This is a genomic window from Biformimicrobium ophioploci (genome assembly GCF_030270605.1).
Taxonomy (GTDB): Bacteria; Pseudomonadota; Gammaproteobacteria; order Pseudomonadales; family Cellvibrionaceae; genus Biformimicrobium; species Biformimicrobium ophioploci.
The window spans coordinates 739,557-757,095 of the sequence record NZ_BSYJ01000001.1; the positions used below are offsets into that span (position 1 = coordinate 739,557).

At 57.8% G+C, this 17,539-nt stretch carries 19 protein-coding genes; 13 read left to right on the plus strand and 6 right to left on the minus strand.

The genetic code is table 11. The features are described from left to right. Positions 1 to 67 precede the first annotated feature (67 nt). The 3 genes from QSJ80_RS03220 to QSJ80_RS03230 are packed head-to-tail and all read right to left on the minus strand — an operon-like array spanning position 68 to position 2,689. Positions 68 to 1,003: a polysaccharide deacetylase family protein gene (locus QSJ80_RS03220; RefSeq protein WP_285762827.1), complete on the minus strand. Its 936-nt coding sequence runs from the start codon at positions 1,001 to 1,003 to the stop codon at positions 68 to 70. Continuing rightward, positions 996 to 1,982, minus strand: a complete 987-nt coding sequence (locus tag QSJ80_RS03225; protein ID WP_285762828.1) for a polysaccharide deacetylase family protein — start codon at positions 1,980 to 1,982, stop codon at positions 996 to 998. Before QSJ80_RS03225 ends, QSJ80_RS03220 begins: the two co-directional genes overlap by 8 nt. Positions 1,983 to 2,017: 35 nt before the next feature. Beyond that, positions 2,018 to 2,689, minus strand: coding sequence for an isochorismatase family protein (locus QSJ80_RS03230; protein WP_285762829.1), 672 nt, complete (start codon positions 2,687 to 2,689; stop codon positions 2,018 to 2,020). A 141-nt stretch (positions 2,690 to 2,830) separates the two neighbouring features. Here QSJ80_RS03230 and QSJ80_RS03235 point away from each other — a divergent pair, with 141 nt between their 5' ends. From QSJ80_RS03235 to QSJ80_RS03285, 11 genes are all read left to right on the plus strand, one after another. Next, positions 2,831 to 3,496, plus strand: coding sequence for a hypothetical protein (locus tag QSJ80_RS03235; protein WP_285762830.1), 666 nt, complete (start codon positions 2,831 to 2,833; stop codon positions 3,494 to 3,496). A gap of 16 nt (positions 3,497 to 3,512) precedes the next feature. Further along, a complete protein-coding gene (locus QSJ80_RS03240) occupies positions 3,513 to 4,178 on the plus strand; it encodes a glutathione S-transferase family protein (protein ID WP_285762831.1) in 666 nt (221 codons plus the stop codon). An 82-nt stretch (positions 4,179 to 4,260) separates the two neighbouring features. Then, positions 4,261 to 4,569, plus strand: a complete 309-nt coding sequence (locus QSJ80_RS03245) for an REDY-like protein HapK (RefSeq protein ID WP_285762832.1) — start codon at positions 4,261 to 4,263, stop codon at positions 4,567 to 4,569. A 112-nt stretch (positions 4,570 to 4,681) separates the two neighbouring features. Beyond that, a complete protein-coding gene (locus QSJ80_RS03250) occupies positions 4,682 to 5,536 on the plus strand; it encodes an SDR family NAD(P)-dependent oxidoreductase (RefSeq protein WP_285762833.1) in 855 nt (284 codons plus the stop codon). Positions 5,537 to 5,557: 21 nt separating this feature from the next. Then, positions 5,558 to 6,460: a polysaccharide deacetylase family protein gene (locus QSJ80_RS03255; protein WP_285762834.1), complete on the plus strand. Its 903-nt coding sequence runs from the start codon at positions 5,558 to 5,560 to the stop codon at positions 6,458 to 6,460. After that, positions 6,460 to 7,311: an HpcH/HpaI aldolase/citrate lyase family protein gene (locus QSJ80_RS03260; protein ID WP_285762835.1), complete on the plus strand. Its 852-nt coding sequence runs from the start codon at positions 6,460 to 6,462 to the stop codon at positions 7,309 to 7,311. Before QSJ80_RS03255 ends, QSJ80_RS03260 begins: the two co-directional genes overlap by 1 nt. Before the next feature lie 12 nt (positions 7,312 to 7,323). Then, the gene (locus tag QSJ80_RS03265; protein ID WP_285762836.1) at positions 7,324 to 7,842 is read left to right on the plus strand and encodes a MaoC family dehydratase; all 519 of its coding nucleotides are present in this window, start codon (positions 7,324 to 7,326) and stop codon (positions 7,840 to 7,842) included. A gap of 38 nt (positions 7,843 to 7,880) precedes the next feature. After that, complete coding sequence (locus QSJ80_RS03270; RefSeq protein WP_285762837.1) at positions 7,881 to 9,050, plus strand: acyl-CoA dehydrogenase family protein; 1,170 nt, start codon at positions 7,881 to 7,883, stop codon at positions 9,048 to 9,050. Continuing rightward, positions 9,050 to 10,243, plus strand: coding sequence for a CaiB/BaiF CoA transferase family protein (locus QSJ80_RS03275; protein ID WP_285762838.1), 1,194 nt, complete (start codon positions 9,050 to 9,052; stop codon positions 10,241 to 10,243). Before QSJ80_RS03270 ends, QSJ80_RS03275 begins: the two co-directional genes overlap by 1 nt. A 24-nt stretch (positions 10,244 to 10,267) precedes the next feature. Beyond that, positions 10,268 to 11,383, plus strand: coding sequence for a CaiB/BaiF CoA transferase family protein (locus tag QSJ80_RS03280; protein WP_285762839.1), 1,116 nt, complete (start codon positions 10,268 to 10,270; stop codon positions 11,381 to 11,383). A 104-nt stretch (positions 11,384 to 11,487) separates the two neighbouring features. After that, on the plus strand, positions 11,488 to 12,672 hold the full coding sequence (locus tag QSJ80_RS03285; RefSeq protein WP_285762840.1) for an aromatic ring-hydroxylating dioxygenase subunit alpha: 1,185 nt from the start codon (positions 11,488 to 11,490) through the stop codon (positions 12,670 to 12,672). Positions 12,673 to 12,773: 101 nt separating this feature from the next. On the opposite strand, the gene QSJ80_RS03290 is transcribed toward QSJ80_RS03285, so the two are convergent. Together QSJ80_RS03290 and QSJ80_RS03295 are read right to left on the minus strand one after the other, a co-directional pair. Further along, entirely contained in the window at positions 12,774 to 14,189 is a 1,416-nt protein-coding gene (locus QSJ80_RS03290; protein ID WP_285762841.1) for a sodium/proline symporter, read from the minus strand. Between the two features lie 130 nt (positions 14,190 to 14,319). Further along, positions 14,320 to 14,550, minus strand: coding sequence for a hypothetical protein (locus tag QSJ80_RS03295; protein ID WP_285762842.1), 231 nt, complete (start codon positions 14,548 to 14,550; stop codon positions 14,320 to 14,322). A gap of 490 nt (positions 14,551 to 15,040) precedes the next feature. Between QSJ80_RS03295 and QSJ80_RS03300 the strand changes: the two genes are divergently transcribed. Together QSJ80_RS03300 and QSJ80_RS03305 are read left to right on the plus strand one after the other, a co-directional pair. Next, on the plus strand, positions 15,041 to 15,619 hold the full coding sequence (locus QSJ80_RS03300; protein ID WP_285762843.1) for a hypothetical protein: 579 nt from the start codon (positions 15,041 to 15,043) through the stop codon (positions 15,617 to 15,619). Between the two features lie 63 nt (positions 15,620 to 15,682). Next, complete coding sequence (locus QSJ80_RS03305) at positions 15,683 to 16,609, plus strand: sterol desaturase family protein (RefSeq protein WP_285762844.1); 927 nt, start codon at positions 15,683 to 15,685, stop codon at positions 16,607 to 16,609. A gap of 42 nt (positions 16,610 to 16,651) precedes the next feature. Here the strand turns inward: QSJ80_RS03305 and QSJ80_RS03310 are convergent, their stop codons facing one another. Beyond that, on the minus strand, positions 16,652 to 17,476 hold the full coding sequence (locus tag QSJ80_RS03310) for a class I SAM-dependent methyltransferase (protein ID WP_285762845.1): 825 nt from the start codon (positions 17,474 to 17,476) through the stop codon (positions 16,652 to 16,654). Positions 17,477 to 17,539: the final 63 nt, after the last annotated feature.

A 17,539-nucleotide genomic window follows, 5' to 3' on the forward strand; every position in this document is an offset into this window, starting at 1 on the left:
TCAAGGCCGCCAAAAAGGCCTAATGATATATCTTTTTAGGACAAATGCCAGATCAGGTGCTGGTTGCTCAGGCCTCGGCCGCAGCGCAGTGCTGCAGGAGTTCCGTCGCCGGTGCACTGAAGACTTCTGCTTTGTCACTGACGTAAGCCAGCACCCGCTCCAGATAACCGATGCGGTGTGGCTGGCCGAGCATCCACGGGTGGATATTCAGCGCCAGGATGCGTCCGCCCTGTTCCCGGGACTCCGCCAGCAACAGGTCACAGGCATCTTCCAGTTGCTCTGCATAAGAGCGTTCGGAGTGCAGGTTATTGCGCAGGATGAACTGGTCCTCGAGTTCGGTGGAGAGCGGCATGGCCCACAGGTCGCCGGACGCCGTGCGGAAGCGATAGGGCATGTCGTCATTGACCCAGTCGCAGAAATACTCGATGCCCCGCTGCGCCAGCAGTGCCGGCGTGTTTTCGCTGTGGATCTTGCCGGGGCTGAGCCAGCCACGCACGGCCTGCCCGGTTGCTTCGCGCAGTGTATCGATGCTGCGCTCGACCAGTTCGCGCTCCATCTCAACAGGTTGGCCGCCGTAGTGCGGGCTGTCCATGTTCCAGCCATGCGCAATAATTTCATCGCCGCGTTCGCGTAGCAGGTGTAGCAGGTAGGGCGCGCGCTCGGCCAGCTCCGCGTTCACCGCAAATGTCGGCCGCACCTTGTAGCGATCGAGCGCGCGCAGGATACGGAAAATGCCCACCCGGTTGCCATAGTCGCGCAGGGAGAAGTGGCGCAGGTCCGGATAGGGCATGGTCATGCCGGCGGCCGGCGGGAAAGGCTTGCCGCGCTGGTTGAGCGGGAAAAACTGCAGGCTGACATTGACCCACAGCGCCAGCTTGCCCTGCGGCCACTGTACCGGTTTACGCTGGCTGAGCATCTGCCAGTCGTAATGGTCGTGATCCATGCCGTATTGCCGCTGCGGGTATTGCAGGTGGGCCGGGTCCAGTTCGGAAAAGTCAGGCATGGCCTTGCGCCTCGGTTTTCGCTCCGGTGTTGTCGAAGCCGGCTTGCACCTGCTTGCTGGCGATGTCAGTGCGCGCAACATCGAAATAATGTTGCAGGTAATACTCGGCAATTTCGCGTCCGGTTGTCACCCAGACGTCCGGGTGGCCGGTGATGTATTCCAGCGCCTCCTCGAATGCGCGCAAGCGGTGCGGGCAACTCACCTGGTAATTGTGTGTGGGAATACACATGACGGTGCCGCTCTCGGCGCCTTCGAGATACAGGCGATCAAAATTGTCTTTCAGCATCTGGCCATAGCGGCGCGGCTCCACCTTGTTCACCACATAGGCGATGGTGTCATTCATTTCCAGGGAATAGGGGACGGAAACAAAGCGCTTGCCGTTGCGCAGCCTGATGGGAGTGGGCTGGTCATCGTGGAACAGGTCACAGGTATAGAAGCCCGCCTCGTCGCCGAAAAGTTCGGAGCCAACTTCCGCAAAGTGATCCAGGGTCCGTTCGGAGTGAGACAGCGCCGGTGCCAGATAGCCCGCACACTTCTGCCCGGTATGCCGGTGAATGGTCTCGATGGAATCGCGAATCATGTCGCGCTCCTGTTCGTCTGACATGCCGTAGGTGTAGCGCGTGTTGTATATGCCGTGGCTGAAAAACTCCCAGTTGCGCTCTGCGCACATTGCGATGATTTCCGGGTGGTGTTCGCACAGGGCAGTAGAAAGGGAAACAGATCCGCGCACGCCATATTTTTCCAGCAGCGCCATCTGTCGCACATGGCCAACACGATTACCGTAGTCGCGAATGCTGTATCCGGGTACCGCCGGCGCCGGTTGTGGCCAGGCCTTGCGGTAGGGGTTGGCCGGTGGCTGAAGTTCGTAGAATTCAATGTTGGGCGCTACCCAGAAAGCCAACTTCGCGCCATTTGGCCACTGGATCTGCGGGCGCTGGTGGTAGGGCCAGTAATCGTAAAAGCCGGGATCCGATTTCATATTGCGCCTTTCCTCGGTGAGGTAATCTATGTGGCCTACTGATTGTTGCCCTGGTCAAGCCAGCGGAATACATCTGCCACTTCCAGTACATCCGCGTATTTCAGGGACAGGTCGGTGAGGTTGGCGTAGTGGAAGCTCTCGTGCTTATCCGCAACGCACTCCTCGGGCACGATGGTGCGATAGCCGCGTGACAGGCTGTCCACGGCAGTGGCGCGGATACAGCCCGAGGTGGAGCCCCCGGTGATGATCAGTGTGTCCACCTGGTGCCATACCAGCAGTGACTGCAGCTGGGTTTCGAAGAAGGCGCTCGGCATCTTCTTGAGGTAGATGACGTCGCGCTGGCGGTCGATCTGCAGGCGGTCATCAAACTCGCTGCGCTCGGACCCGAACTTGATGTTCTGGAGCGAATCCGGGGTATCCGTGCGGGTGCCCCAGATACCGGCGTCCTCGCCGGAGTCCATGTAGGCCACATGCGTCCAGACCACGGGCCAACCCTTTTCCCTGAACTGCTTGCCGAGTTCATTGATATAGTGCATCTGATTGGGGTCGGTTTCGTAGGCGGTCTTGAACAGGTCCGTGCGGGTATAGGCCTTTTGCGGATCTACATTGATCAGTGCCGCCTTGTGCCCGAAACCAAAGCGCTTGCGGGCCGGATTGGCCTTGATATCGAGGTAGATTTCTCGCGCGGTCTTTGTGCTTGTTTCCATGATGGCACCTGCGGCGGCTGCATTGCTTTTATTGTTATAATGGTATATCAATATGTTTATTGCGGCAACGCGGGGCGTCTCCCGCCTCTGGCGTTCGCGTCGCTTGGCTATTGATACTCCAGATTGGAAAAATGTACCAGCATGAGCATTTATCTGTTTGTAAAATTGCTGCACAACCTGTGTTTTGTCTACTGGCTGGGTGGTGATCTCGGTACTTTCTACGCGAGCCGGTTTGTCACGAGGCCCGAACTCTCCCCGCAGTCGCGCAGCACCGCGCTGACCATCATGATGGGGTGTGACCAGGGGCCGCGTTTCTGCATGCCGCTGATCCTGCCGCTGGGGCTGCAGCTGGCACATATGTCAGGCCAGTTTGCGGTCGCGGAAAGCTGGTTGTGGCTGGCCTGGGCACTCTGTATTGGCTGGTTTGCACTGGTGGCGACGCTGCACTTTGCCCATGGCGGGAGCTTCGTGCCGGCGCTGACCCGGCTCGATTTCTACCTGCGCGCTGTGATTATCGTTGTGCTGCTCGGCCTTGCTGCCTACGCACTGCTGACCGATGCGATCATTGCGGCAGACTGGCTCGCCATCAAGCTGGGCATCTTTGCATTGCTGGTGCTGTGCGGCCTGATGATTCGCGTGCGCCTCAAGGCATTTATACAGGCCTGGGGCCGGCTGATGTCCGGTGATGAAAGCGATGAAGTGAATGGCACCATCAGCCGCTCGATCAAGTCGTGCCGCCCGTTTGTCTACCTGATCTGGATAGGCCTGCTCGCGAATGCGGCCTACGGATTACACCTTCTGACGTGATAGCCGGAGACTGCCCTTGAAACTCTATAGCCTGCCGCACTCACCCTATTCCGCGCGTGTGCGCATCCAGATCGCATTGCAGGGCCTGCCGGTCGAAGTGCTGCCGCCACCGATTCCGCTGCGGACAGCAGAATTTTACCAGCACTTCCCGCTGGGCAAGTTGCCCGTACTGGAGCTCGAGGATGGCAACCAGGTGGCAGAAAGCTGGGCGATCATGGAGTATCTGGAGGAGCTGTCTGCCGGGGCGGGATCAGGTGCAGCACTGATGCCGGCAAATCCACTCGATCGGGCCAGGGTGCGCGCCCTGGGTCGTTACGCCGACCTGCATCTCGCAGTAAACGCGCTGTTCCCGCTGTTCCGCGCAGTAACCGGTGCGGCGGAGATCGAGCCGGGCAGCCTGCGTGACAGCCTGGCCGCGGAACTCCGCAAGGGCGAGCGTCTGCTGGCTGAGGACGGTACCCCGGAGCGGCCGATGCACCTCGGGGATATTGCCCTGGCCCCGACCATTGCGTATGTACTGGAACTGGCGCCGGCGGCGGGCCTCGATGCACCGCTGGCCGAATTTGGGCATTTCAGTACCTGGTGGTCGCGGATGCAGGGGATCCCGGCCGTGGCAGAAACCCTGCAGGACATGCGGCAGGCCTATATCGCGTTTGCGGAGAGGATGGCCAGCAAGGCCTGAGTATACTCCTAAAAGTTATATTGACATATCATTAGCTCAAGAATAGCATTTTGGCAGATTCCTAAAGGCCGGAGGCTTTGCCATGACCACTATTGTCGTGCTGTTCAATCTCAAGCCGGGCGTCAGCCCATCCGATTACGAACAGTGGGCGCTCAGTACCGACCTGCCCACGGTACGCCAACTCCCTTCAGTATCCGGCTTTGACGTGCTGCGCAGTACCGGCCTGCTCGGTTCCGATGCGGCTGCGCCCTATAGCTACGTTGAGTTGCTGGTTGTGAAAGACATGGAGCAGCTGGGAGCGGATGTCGCCACCGAAACCATGCAGCGCGTGGCCGCAGAGTTCCAGCAGTTCGCCGACAACCCGCAATTCATTCTCACCGAAAGCATCTGATTGGCGCAGGCTTCGCGCATGCGTGCCTGCACCACAGCTGCCGCTATAGAGGAACTTTAAAGGGCCTTTATAAGGCGCCTTGCCTATAGAGACTTTGAACAGGAGCGAGGAAATGGGACAGCCATTGGGAAAATTCGCGGAGTTGAGCGGCAAGGTTGCAGTCATCACCGGTGCCGGGCGTAAAGATGGGCTTGGCGAGGCCATGGCCCGCCGACTCGCCATCGAAGGCGTGAAGGTTGTGCTGACCGACATCGGCCAGCCTTCCGGAGAAAATCTGCCGCAGTCTGCCATCGGTACTACCGAAGAAATGGAGCAGATTGCGATGGAGATCCGTGCCACTGGTGGTGAGGTCGCCACCTTTACCTGTAATGTCCTGGAGCCCCAGGATGTCCAGTCTGCAGCGGAATTCGCACTGGGGCATTTCGGCGGCCTGGATATCTGGATCAATAACGCCGGCATCGGTTACCTGATGGAGCCGGTGGTGGATATGGCCGTGGACAAGTGGGACGCGGTGCTGGGGGTCAACCTGCGCGGTGCTTTCCTCGGCACAAAGTATGCCGCCGAGATCATGCAGCGCCAGGGTCGCGGTGGGCGCATTATCAATATCGGCAGCCAGGCTTCCAAGTCAGGCTTCCCTCACGCTGCAGCCTATACCGCCTCCAAGCATGGTTTGATTGGCCTCACCCGCTCGGCGGCCATTGAACTCGGCCCAGACAAAATCACGGTCAATACCATCTGCCCGAACCATGTCACCACCGGTCTCGGTGCCTGGCAGAACGCGCACTTTTCCGACGTTACCGGCAAGGGACACGAGCGCTATATGGAAGACATGCGTGCACGTATTCCATTGGGCCGTCCCGGCCTGCAGGAGGATATAGCAAAGGCGTGTGCCTTCCTCTGTTCCGATGAAGCGGCCTATATCACCGGGGAGGCGATGAATGTCTCCGGTGGCGAGGAATACCATTGATACAGGTGAGGTGTGCAGGCCATGAATGATCAATCCGCTCGCTGGCCGAATGGTGCGGGCCTGGCACTGTCGATAGTCGTCAATGTCGAGGAAGGATCCGAAAGTACACTACTCGACGGTGACAGTGCACCTGAGTCGGTGGATGAACTGGGTGTGGCACCGCGCAAACCCATGCGTGCGCACGCAAACGAAAGTAACTACGAGTATGGTATTCGCGAAGGCTGGCCGCGTGTCCGCGGGCTGCTCGAGCGCTACGATGTGCCCACTACCTTCTGTGCAGCCGCGCTTGCCCTTGAGCGGGCACCGCAGATTGCTGCTTTCATTCGCGATGGCAAGCACGAAGCCTGCAGCCATGGCTATCGCTGGCTGCACCAGTTCAGGATGGATGAAGAGGAAGAGCGCGCATTTATTCGTGCCGCAAGTGCCTCGATCCAGGACACTACCGGGCAGCGACCGCGCGGCTGGCTGAGCCGCTACCTGCACACGGAGAACACCCGGCGCTTGTTGCAGGAAGAGGGTTTCGATTATCACATGGATGACTACAGTGCGGACGCACCTTTCTGGGCGCCGGTCGCCGGTAGTGACCGACCCATGCTGGTTCTGCCCTATGCCATCGACTCCAACGACATGAAATTCTGGACCGCGCCGTCCCTGACCCCGGATGCATGGCTGGACTACGCCTGCAGCACACTGGACGTACTCCGCGAGGAGGGCCAGGACCGCTTGCGCATGATGTCATTGGGATTGCACCTGCGCATCATCGGTCGCCCGGGCCGCATCCGCGCACTGGAAAAATTCCTCGCTTACGCACGTACGCAGCAAGGCGTATGGTTCGCAACCCGTGCTCAGATTGCCGATGCATTTAAGGCGCAGGTTCCAGCCAGTCAGGTACGCGCGCCACTGCGCGGCTGGGAGGCGCTTTGATGCTTAGCGCGCGCAGTTTGCTGTTTGTCCCGGGCAACCGACCGGAACGGTTTGCCAAGGCGCTTGCCAGCAGCGCCGACCTGGTTTGTGTCGATCTTGAAGACGCAGTACCCGCCGCAGAAAAAAGCTATGCCCGTGAGCAGTTGGTGCAGTTTCTCAACCAGAGCCGCGATTCAGAGCTGGCGCGCATTGTCGTCAGGGTCAGCGCGATCAAATCCGAGGCGGGCCAGGCTGACCTGGCGGCACTGAAGCCGGCACGGCTGCCCGCGATGCTGATGCTGGCCAAGACAGAGTGTGCGCAGGACCTCACGCACGCTGCCACCGCCCTGGGGCGCACCGCACGCTGGATTCCACTGGTGGAAAGTGCGCGCGGCCTGCTCAACATTGAACACATCTGCGCATCCGAAAGCCTGTCCGCAGTGATGTTTGGCGGGGGTGATTTTGCAGCTGACCTCGGCGCGCGCTTTGCTTGGGAGCCGTTACTGTGGGCGCGTTCCCAGATTGCGGTTGCCGCTGCGGCATTCGGGTTGCCGGCTATTGACGTGCCGCATCTCGATATTGCAGATAAAGAGGCCGTGCTGGCGGAAGCGCAGCGTGTCGCGGCACTTGGTTTTTCTGCCAAGGCGGCTATTCATCCTGCCCAGATTGAAGCGATTCACCAGGGTTTCATGCCGTCGGATGAGGCACTCCTGGAGGCTCAGGAGATTGTTCGTGCGTTCGAAGTGGCCGAGGGCGGTGCAGTGGTTGTCAATGGGTGCATGGTGGACCAGCCCATTGTGGATAGCGCACGCAACATCATCACTCGCGCGCGCTGCGAAACAACGGAAGCTTTTGAAAATGAAGAAAACTAGCGGGAACAGAACATGGCAGGAGCAGTAAAACAGGTCGGTGAAAATCGCTATCGCGAGACCTTCGGTCGCTACTTTGATGATTTTAAAGTCGGTGACACCTATGAGCATCGCCCCGGCCGTACCATTACGGAAACGGATAACACCTGGTTTACGCTGTTGACCATGAACACCCACCCGGCGCATTTCGACAAGGAGTATGCGGCGGGCACAGAATTTGGCAAGCCACTGGTCTGCAGCCCGTTTACAGTGGCGCTGATGGTTGGCATGAGTGTGACGGATATCAGCCAGAAGGCCATCGCCAATCTCGGCTGGGATGACATCCGCATGACGGCGCCGCTTTTTGTCGGTGATACCCTGTATGCGGAATCCGAGGTGCTGGAAACGCGCGAGTCCCGCTCGCGCCCTAACCAGGGCATCGTCACAGTGCGTACTCGCGGTATCAAGCAGGATGGCACCGAAGTGTGTTCATTCGTGCGCAAGGTGCTGGTATGGAAGCGCGGCGCTGAAATGGAAGACAAGGTGAATTACTGATTAACGGCGATGCCAGGCAACGAGTAACGGAGACCACCATGGGCTGGACCGAAGAAGACGAAGTCGCGATTCTCGATACCATAGACCGGTTTGTTGAAAACGATGTGGCGCCGATCGCGCGCGAAAAGGATCTGGCAGACGAGTACCCGCACGCCCTGGTCGAAACCATGAAGGAACTGGGCCTGTTCGGTGCCACCATCGGAGAGGCCTACGGCGGTCTCCAGCTATCTGCTACCACCTACGCGCGTATCGTGCAAAAAATTTCTGCGGCGTGGATGGCGCCCGGTGGTATTTTCAATTCGCACCTGATCATGGCCGCGGCGATCGAACGTTTCGGTACCGAGGCACAGAAGCAGCGCTTCCTGCCCGACATGGCCGAGGGCAGGCTGCGCGGCGGTATTGCACTGACCGAACCAAATGCCGGAACGGATTTGCAGGCGATCCATTGTGTGGCGCGCAGGGATGGCGATGACTATGTCATCAACGGTAGCAAAATGTGGATTACCAATGCACTGAACGGCAATTGCCTGGCGCTTTTGTGCAAGACGGACCCCAAGGCGGAGCCGCGTCATCGCGGGATGTCGATGTTCGCGATTCGCACCAAGGATGACGATGGCAATCTTTTGCCCGGGGTCAGTATCAACAAGATCAGGAAGACCTGTTACCGCGCAATCGATACCTGTGAAGTGGTATTCGAGGATTTCCGTGTTTCTGCGGAAGACCTGGTTGGGGGTGAAGAAGGCCGGGGCTTCCACATGGCGGTCGGTGGGCTGGAGCTGGGCCGGATCAACGTCGCTGCACGCGGTGCCGGCATTGCCCAGGGCGCATTGCAACTGGCGGTACGTTATGCGCAGGAGCGCGAAACGTTTGGCAAGCCGATTATCCAGCACCAGGCGATCCAGCTGAAGCTGGGCGAAATGGCATCGCGCGTGGAGGCAGCGAAGCTGCTCGTGGACCAGGCCGCGCGTATGTATGACACCGGTCAGCGCTGTGATATGGAAGCGGGGATGGCCAAGTATTTCGCCAGTGAGACCGGGGTATTCTGTTCGCAGGAGGCCATGCGCATCTTTGGCGGTTATGGATTTTCCACCGAATACGAAATCGAGCGTTACTACCGGGATGCCATGCTGATGTGCGTCGGTGAGGGCACCAACGAAATGCAGCGTATTATCATCGCCAAGCAACTGGCCGCACGCGAGGCCATCTGATGCAGGACGCGCCACTTGCCGGCATACGGGTGATCGCAGTGGAGCAATACGGCGCTGGCCCGTTTGGCTCCATGCAGCTTGCAGATATGGGCGCAGAGGTAATCAAGATCGAGAACCCTGCCGCCGGTGGCGACGTCGCGCGCAAGTCCGGGCCGTTTTTTCTTGGGGACAACGACAGCGAGTTCTTCCAGACCTTCAACCGCAACAAAAAAAGCCTCACCCTGGATCTGAAGCATCCTGAGGGGCGGGCGGCTTTCGAGCGCCTCGTCCAGAGCGCGGATGTGGTGACCAATAACCTGCGCGGCGACCTGCCCGCGAGGCTTGGCCTGGACTACGCCAGCCTCGGCAAGTTGAAACCATCCATCATCTGCGGCCACCTGTCGGCCTATGGCCGCGACAATGACCGTGCCAGCTGGCCCGGATACGATTACCTGATGCAGGCGGAAGCCGGTTTCATGGATCTTACCGGGGAGCCCGGGACGCCGCCGGCACGTTTTGGCCTGTCGATGGTGGACTTCACCACAGGGACGACACTGTCCATGGCCGTGCTGGGTGCGCTGGTAGGTGTACTGCGTGGCGGCCGTGGCCGCGACGTGGATGTGAGCCTGTTCGATGTTGCGCTGACCCAGCTGACTTACCCCGCCACCTGGTACCTGAACCGCGCCCACGCGGTGGGACGGGTCCCGCGATCGGGCCATCCCTCGGTCACGCCCTGCCAGATCTACAGAACCAGCGATGGTTGGATCTTCGTGATGGCGATGACGGAAAAGTTCTGGCAGGCCCTGGTGCGCGGCCTTGAGCGCGCAGACCTGCTGGACGATACGCGCTTTGCCGGCGTCGACGCCAGGCGTGAACACCGGGACCTGCTGACGGAAATCCTGGACGCGGAATTCCAGCGCCAGCCCACGCAAGCGTGGATCAGCCGCTTTGCCGGTGAACTCCCAATTGCGCCGGTCAACACACTTCCGCAGGCCCTGGACAACCGCTGGCTCGCCGCGAGCGGTATGCTGCAGGCGCTCCCCCACGTTGACAATAGTCATTTTACGGTCCTGGCCAGCCCCTTAAAATTTGATGGAAAACGGCCGGCAGGAAAAGGTTGCTCCGCGTTAGGCGCTGACAATGAGAGCCTGCTCGCTGAACTGGGCTACTCCGCTGACGAAATTGAGGCACTCAGAAGCCTGGAAGTAGTCTGATCCGGCATCACTGGAGGCATTAGCGTGAAGCTGCAAGGCATACGCGTCGTTGATTTATCATTGTTCCTGCCGGGGCCGCACCTCACCATGATGATGGCGGACCACGGTGCCGAGGTTATCAAGGTCGAGCCACCCTCTGGAGAGCCCACCCGGGAGATTGGCCTGCGTCACAATGGTCAGTCCGTCTGGTTCCGCAATACTCATCGTGGCAAGCGCAGCCTTTGTCTCAACCTCAAGGATGAATCACAGAAAGCGCAGCTGCTGGAACTGATCGATAACGCCGATGTTTTTGTCGAGGGCTTCCGCCCCGGGGCAATGGCGCGCCTCGGTCTCGATTACGAAACCCTGAGGGCGCGCAACCCTCGCCTGGTTTACTGCTCCATTTCTGCTTACGGCCAGACTGGTCCAAAATGCCTCAAGCCGGCCCACGATCTCAGTATCCAGGCAGATTCTGGTACCGTTTTCCTGAACGAAGGCATGGATGGCAAACCCTGTTCTCCGGCGCTCCCGGCGGCGGATATGACGGCGTCACTCATGGCGTTGTCTGGCATCCTCATGGCGCTATTGCGCCGAACGGAGACCGGGCAGGGAGATTATCTGGATATTTCCATGCAGGACAGCCTGGTGGCCTGGCTGCCGAACGCGATGGGCCCGGTGTTCGCAGAAGATCGCTCTCCGGAGGTCAAGCAGGAGCGCTCCTGGGGCGGCAATGCGATGTATCGCATTTACCAAACTGCGGACGGGCGTTATCTTACTCTTGGTGGCAGCGAACTGAAGTTTGCGCAGAACCTCTTCGCCAGGCTGGGGCAGCCGGAGCTGGCCGATATTTGCCGGCAGCCGCCGGGACAGCAGCATGAGGCCATCGCCTTTCTGGAGCGCGCTTTTGCCGAGCGCTCCCTGGCAGAATGGGAAAGCTGGTTTGAAGGGTTAGATGTCTGCTGGTCGCCGGTAAGGCTGTTGCACGAAGCGCTGGAGGACGACCATCTACAGTCGAGGCAGATGGTCTTTGTTGATGGCGAAGGCAATCGCCATCTGGGCGTGCCGATCAAGTTCCAGCGTGAGCCGGCAGTGGTCGATACCCGTTTGCCCGAACTGGGTGAACACAATGCGCAGTATCTTTCGTCCGGGGAGCCGGCCTGATGCCGGGCCCTGAAAAAACCGTAGTAGTAAAACCTGAATAATAAACACGTTGTGCACCTGCTGATTGGCAGCGCGACACGACCAGAACGGACTGAGGTGGAATTATGCTGACTAACCTTTGGTATGTGGCCGAGTGGTCCAAAGTTGTCAAGGACAAACCGGTGCGGGCCAAGTTGCTTGGCCAGAACTTTGTATTGTTCAGGGACAAGAGCGGCAAGGTGCACTGCCTCAGTGACGTCTGCATCCATCGCGGTGGCTCACTGTCCAATGGCTGGACCACCGAGCGCAACTGTGTGGCCTGCCCCTATCACGGCTGGGAGTTTGATGCCGAAGGCAAGGTCCAGTTTATTCCTTCGCGCGGCGAGGATGCACCAATCCCAGAGCGTGCGCGGATCGATGCCTACCCGACCGAAGAACGCTACGGCATGATCTGGGTTTTCCTTGGCGACCTGCCAGAAGAGGAGCGCTACCCGATCCCCGACTTCCCGGAGTACGAAGACAAGAAAAACTGGCGTGCGGTGGACGTGGAATATAACTGGAACGGTACCGTGGATCGCGTGGTGGAGAATGGTATTGATATTGGCCATACCGCGTTCGTACATCCCGGTTTTGGATATCCGGAAATGGCCGACAAGAACAAAATTGTCAAGGTTGATAAAGGCGAATACTGGGGCTCTTCTGATAACGTTCTCTATCCGCCGCAGCTGCAGGGTAATCTCGGCCTGATGAAGTTCTTCCGCAAGGATAAGGCGGCAACCCATGTAACGCCCGCATTCTATCTGCCTGGCCACTGCGTGCGCCTGCATATCAAGGTGAATTCCTGGATGGAGATAATTATCTTCGATGCGAATACACCGGTTGATGAGAACACCACGCGTTCCTTTGCGGTGCAGGTGCGCAATTTCTTCAAGTGGCCAATTTTCGATGGCGGATCCCGGAAGCGTACAAGCAAGGTGTTCGGTGAAGACGGCGCGATTGTAGAAGCACTGTCACCAAACTACTTGCCGGAAACACTGGAGTCAGAGGTATCGGTGGAGCAGGACAAGTTTATGGGTGCCTGGCGACAGATCCGTCGCAGGCATATCGAGGAGAAGGGCTGGAAGATTGACACCAAAGCCATGAAACCTTTTGAGGGCGAGAAGGTATTCACCATCCCGTCACCGGCACGCCGTACCAACCCGCATCTGAAGTGGGCACTGGACACAGTGCCGCTGGTTGCCCCAATCCGGGAGGCCGCACCCGTTCCGGAGGAGGCGCCAAAAAAGGAAGTAAGCCCTGAGGTGTCCTGAACTGAAGTTTCGTGAACAGTAGTCTCTGACCGGTAATCTCCTGAAATCAAGGGAAAACCCGGACCAATAAAAAACCGCGCAAGGCGCGGTTTTTTATTGGTTCAGGCTTGAACGAGCCGGCCTAGCCTGGACGGGCGCAACAGCAGCACCACACTGGCCGCGCAGAATGGGATGATCCGTTCCGCCCAGTCTCCCGGGGTGCTGGGCAGGAGATAGAGCACCACGGCCAGGATAAAACCGGTCAGCACGGATTCGCGTACCGCACGGTGGGCGGGCCGGGCGCCGGCAAGCTTTGCGAATACCGTTGGCCCGAAGGCAGAGCCAATCGCAATCCAGGCAAATAGCACGCGTTCGAAAATGGTTGCCGGCAGAGAGAGTGCAATGATGACGGCAAATACTGCAACCGAGACCATGGCGATACGCGACACCCAGAGTTCACGGCCCGGCGTCAGCGCCTGCAGGCGCAGATCATGCGAAACCGTCGATGCGACCACCAGCAGCATGCTGTCGGCGGTCGACATGATCGCTGACAGGACTGCCGCCAGCAGTACCGCCGCCACAACCGGGTGCAGCAACAGGTTCGACATTTCGAAGAAGAGCGTTTCCGGATTTTCAATCTCGGGGATCAGGAAGCGCCCGAGTACCCCGAGAGAAAACATGCCAAGGAAAATCAGTGTCATCCAGCCGATGGCGATGAACTGCGCCTGGCGCAACGCGCGTTTGTCGCGCAGAGCCATAAAGCGATTTAACAGGTGCGGCTGGCCGTAGGTGCCTATGCCGACGGCGATACACCCGGCGACAAAACCGAGTGCGGCAAGTCCTGCATTGCCGGCCGTCATGGAGACGTCGCCAAGCGCCTGTGCAGCCTGCGCACTGATGCCCTGCCAGCCACCGACTGCATCAAATGCAAATGCCGGCAGCAGCAGTGCCGCACAAAGCATCAGGATACCCTGCAGGGTGTCTGTCAGGCTGGCGGCCCAGAAGCCACCGAGAAACGTGTAGATGGTAATGATGGCGGCACCCAGCAGCAGGCTTTCCGCGAGAGGCAGGTTGAACGCGCCTGAAAAGGTATTGGCAGCACCCTGGAACTGGGCAGCAATATAGAAAATAAACGAAATGAGAATGATGACCGAAACCGTTATCTCGATACTGCGGTCGCGCTCGCCCCTGTGATCCTCCGCCAGGAAGGCCGTCAGCGTCAGTTGCTTGCGCTCGCCGGTATGGCGCATCAGGCGCGGTCCTATCCATAGCCATGCCACGGCGCAGCCACTCACCGAACCGCATGCAATCCAGATGGCCGCAGGCCCGAGCACGTAGGCGACCCCGCTCATCCCCAGCAGTGTCCAGGCCGAGGCGCTGCTGGCGCCATAGCTGATGGCGGCGACTACAGGGCCGAGCTGGCGGCCGCCAAGGAAATAGTCGTCGGTATTACGGGTACGCCTCTGGCTCCAGAGACCGATTCCCAGCAGTACCAGCTTGTACAGCACCAGGGTGTAAATGGCGGCAGTAATATCCATCTTGTCACCGATGTTTTTCTTATTCTCCGGGTAGAGAACAGATTATCAGCAACCTGGGGAAAAGTATCGCCTGGACAGTGCCCCGGCGACCATTGGGGACACTCTCAGGGCAGGTGCAACCTGACGGAATTCAATGTTCCCTTGGATTGATCTTCTTGATCAGGAAATAGGTGGTGCCCAGCGCTGCGAGAATGAGGGACAGGCCGACTATGGCTTCGATCAATTCAAAACCGATAATTGCCATAAAAGCGAAACCGAATGTTCGCAATAGCTCACCGCTGTCCAGGAACAGGGAATCCTCCGAGGTATTGGTGAAATCGCGAGGGAGAATAATGGAGAGTTCGACGATAGAGGCGGCCACTACTATCACTGAGAGGAGTAGTAAGCCAAATACCAGTCACTTTTTCAGAAAGTGAATCGCGTCGAGTGCGGCCTCAATTTTGCTGTTCATGCGCGTGGATATTCCCCGGTTTAGAGCTGCACCCAAACGGTAGGGGGCTGGCAGGCTCTAACTCTAAGCGTAGATGTGCACAGGTGCAGTTACCTTAATGAATGCGCGGGATAGAGGCAGGGGAGTATCGATAAGGCATGGATTTATCTTCCAGATAGGCCTTCTAACGAGTCTATATGGCTGGATTCGGCACCCATTACAAAGGCAAAAAATCGATGTTTTTTTGTGACGTAATCAAAGTTTTTGCCTTCGATTACATATAGCTACAGAGGCTCGTTTTTGCCTGGCGCGGTCGTCCCATCAATTCTGCTTGACGATTCAGTGTCGAGCTGTGACCGTTAAAAACGGTCCTATCTTCGTTAATTCTCTGGCGTGGTAATTGGCCCGCCAAGGGACAACAATGAAAAAAAAGATATTCTGCGCGTTAATGCTGGGGGTCCATGTTAGCGCGTGCACAGAGTCTTCAGGCTCAAAATATATTGCATCGGATCAATCCCTGCTGGAAAAGAGCGAGGGCTTTATCGATGCGTTCTATTCCTTTGATTCAGGAAGATTGGAAGAACATTTGCTGAGTGATGACGAGTCTGCAGCAGCAATGCTCTACTATCAGGGCTGGGCAGAAGGTGGCAATTATAAAGTCCTGCACAGGAAGCCGTGCGAGGTTGCAGAGCCAAACCTGATCGAGTGTTCGATAACGGTAGAGGATGACCCTATCCTGGCCCTCGGGATCGATTTCAAAGTCACAGACACCTTCCACATTTCCTTCGCGGCAGGTGAAATCTCTTCTATCAAGACAAGTTCAAACGACCCGCAGATATATTATCAGGCGCGGGATTGGGTGAAGCTAAACCATCCGGATCTGATCGAAATTCCTTGCAAGAAACTCTTCAATGGCGGTCCTACGCCCGGTGAATGCGCTCGTGCCATGACCGAGGGATATGCAAAATTCGCTGCAAGTGCGGACTTTCCCGAGCGATAGCATTTTTTACTGATAGTTAGTGGTGGAATTATAAAAAGTTAAATTGACCGTGGAGGTCGCACCATGGATTTAGGTATAGAAAGAATTCCAGCCAGTCGCATTGAGAGCATGCGCTATCTCACGAAGTACTGGCTTCAGCCGGCATTGATTGTGCTGGCCATGTCCCTGCCTTTATTGGAATTGCCAAAGATTTCCTATCAGGTTTTCTGGAGCTGCCTGCTGGCCCTTTTGATCTGCCTGGAGGCGGTAATCCCTGCAAGGCCTCACTGGCAAAAATCCCTGAATGATAATCTTCTGGTGCTGGGCCTCGTGTGGATCGCCTCGACTGCGGGTGATATTTTCAAGGCACTCATGGATAAGTCTGTATTCTCCTGGCTTGAATCTATCCGGGAGCAATTCGGACTGGGTATCTGGCCAAGCGAATGGCCAATGATTGCGCAGGTGATGCTCGTTTTTGTTGGCTATGAGTTCGTCAATTACTGGTATCACCGTGGCGCACACCGCTGGGGCTGGCTTTGGAAGGCTTCCGGCCACGGAACCCATCATGCCTTTAAGAATCTATCCGCAATCAACACGATGGCAAATCACCCCTTCGAGGCAGTCTTTTTGCTCCTGCCGAGAATGATCGTGGGCGTATTGCTTGGCGGCGTTGAGGTGGGTCTGGCAGCAGGTTCGCTGTTTACTGTTACTGTGTTTATGGCGCATAGCAACCTGGATCTGAACTCAAAGATTATAGGCTGGATATTCACGACCAATCGCTATCATATTCATCACCACTCCATGGTGCGGGAAGAAAGCAACACCAATTACGGGTGCGCCTGTATATTTTGGGATAGGGTATTCGGTACTTTCAGTGATGCAGATACGGAGGAGACTGGAATCGGCAAAGAGCAGCCCGGTTACGCAGAGTTATTCCTGATGCCGTTTGAGGAACCGAAGGCGTCAGAGGTGGCGCCAGCGGGAAGTCCGGCGCCAACAGCCGACGCCTGACTTCCGGCATTGCATACCGAGTAAAGGCTTATCAGGTGCCGATCAGGAGGCCGGCTTGATAAATACCAGGGTCATGCGCTCACTCTCGCCGATGGCGAGGTAAGGCGCTTTTTCCTCATCGGTCTTGAGGTCACGCAAGGTTGGCGGCAGCTGCCACACACCCTTCTCATAGTCCTTGGTATCCGCCTCGTTGTGGTTGAAGTAACCCTCGGCGTGCAGCTTGAAGCCGGCCTTCTCCGCTTCCGCGATCACGTAATCGCGGCCCACATAGCCGATATTCTTTCCCTGCCAATCCTGTCCGGGATCTGCCATGTGCTGCACAACACCCAGCTTGCCACCGGGCTTTAGGATGTCAAAGAAGTGGGCCATGGCCGCGCCAGTGATACCCTTGGATGCCATCCCATGCAGGTTGCGGAAGGTCACCACACGGTCTGCCTCGCCTGACTTGGCCGCGCCAATCTTCAGGATGCCATTCTCCTCGTCCAGGGTGAGGGAGCTGACTTCGACCTTGCCGTAGATGCCCTTGTTGCCCGCCAGCTTTTTCTCAAAACGCTCGCGGGAACCCGGGCGGTAGCTGGCCTGGGTATCGCTGCTGTCGTAGTGGGCCGCAATCAGGCGGCCATCTTTCTGTAGGTATGGCGCCAGAATCTCGGTATACCAACCGCCGCCCGGCCAGACCTCAACCACAGTGTGATGTGGCTGGATATCGAACAGGGTCAGGGTTTGAACCGGATTGCGGTAGGTATCGCGGGCTGTGTAGGCCTCGGTGCGGTGTTTGCCGTCTACTGCAGCCTGCAGTGCCGTCTCGTCGATCGCATAGCTGGGCATGGCGCCCAGTGCCGCCAGAATCAAAGCAAATCTCTTCACTGAATGTCTCCTTTTGTGCGTTCCACTGCAGACTATATAGCGGGGTGAGGTGGTAGGTGAATA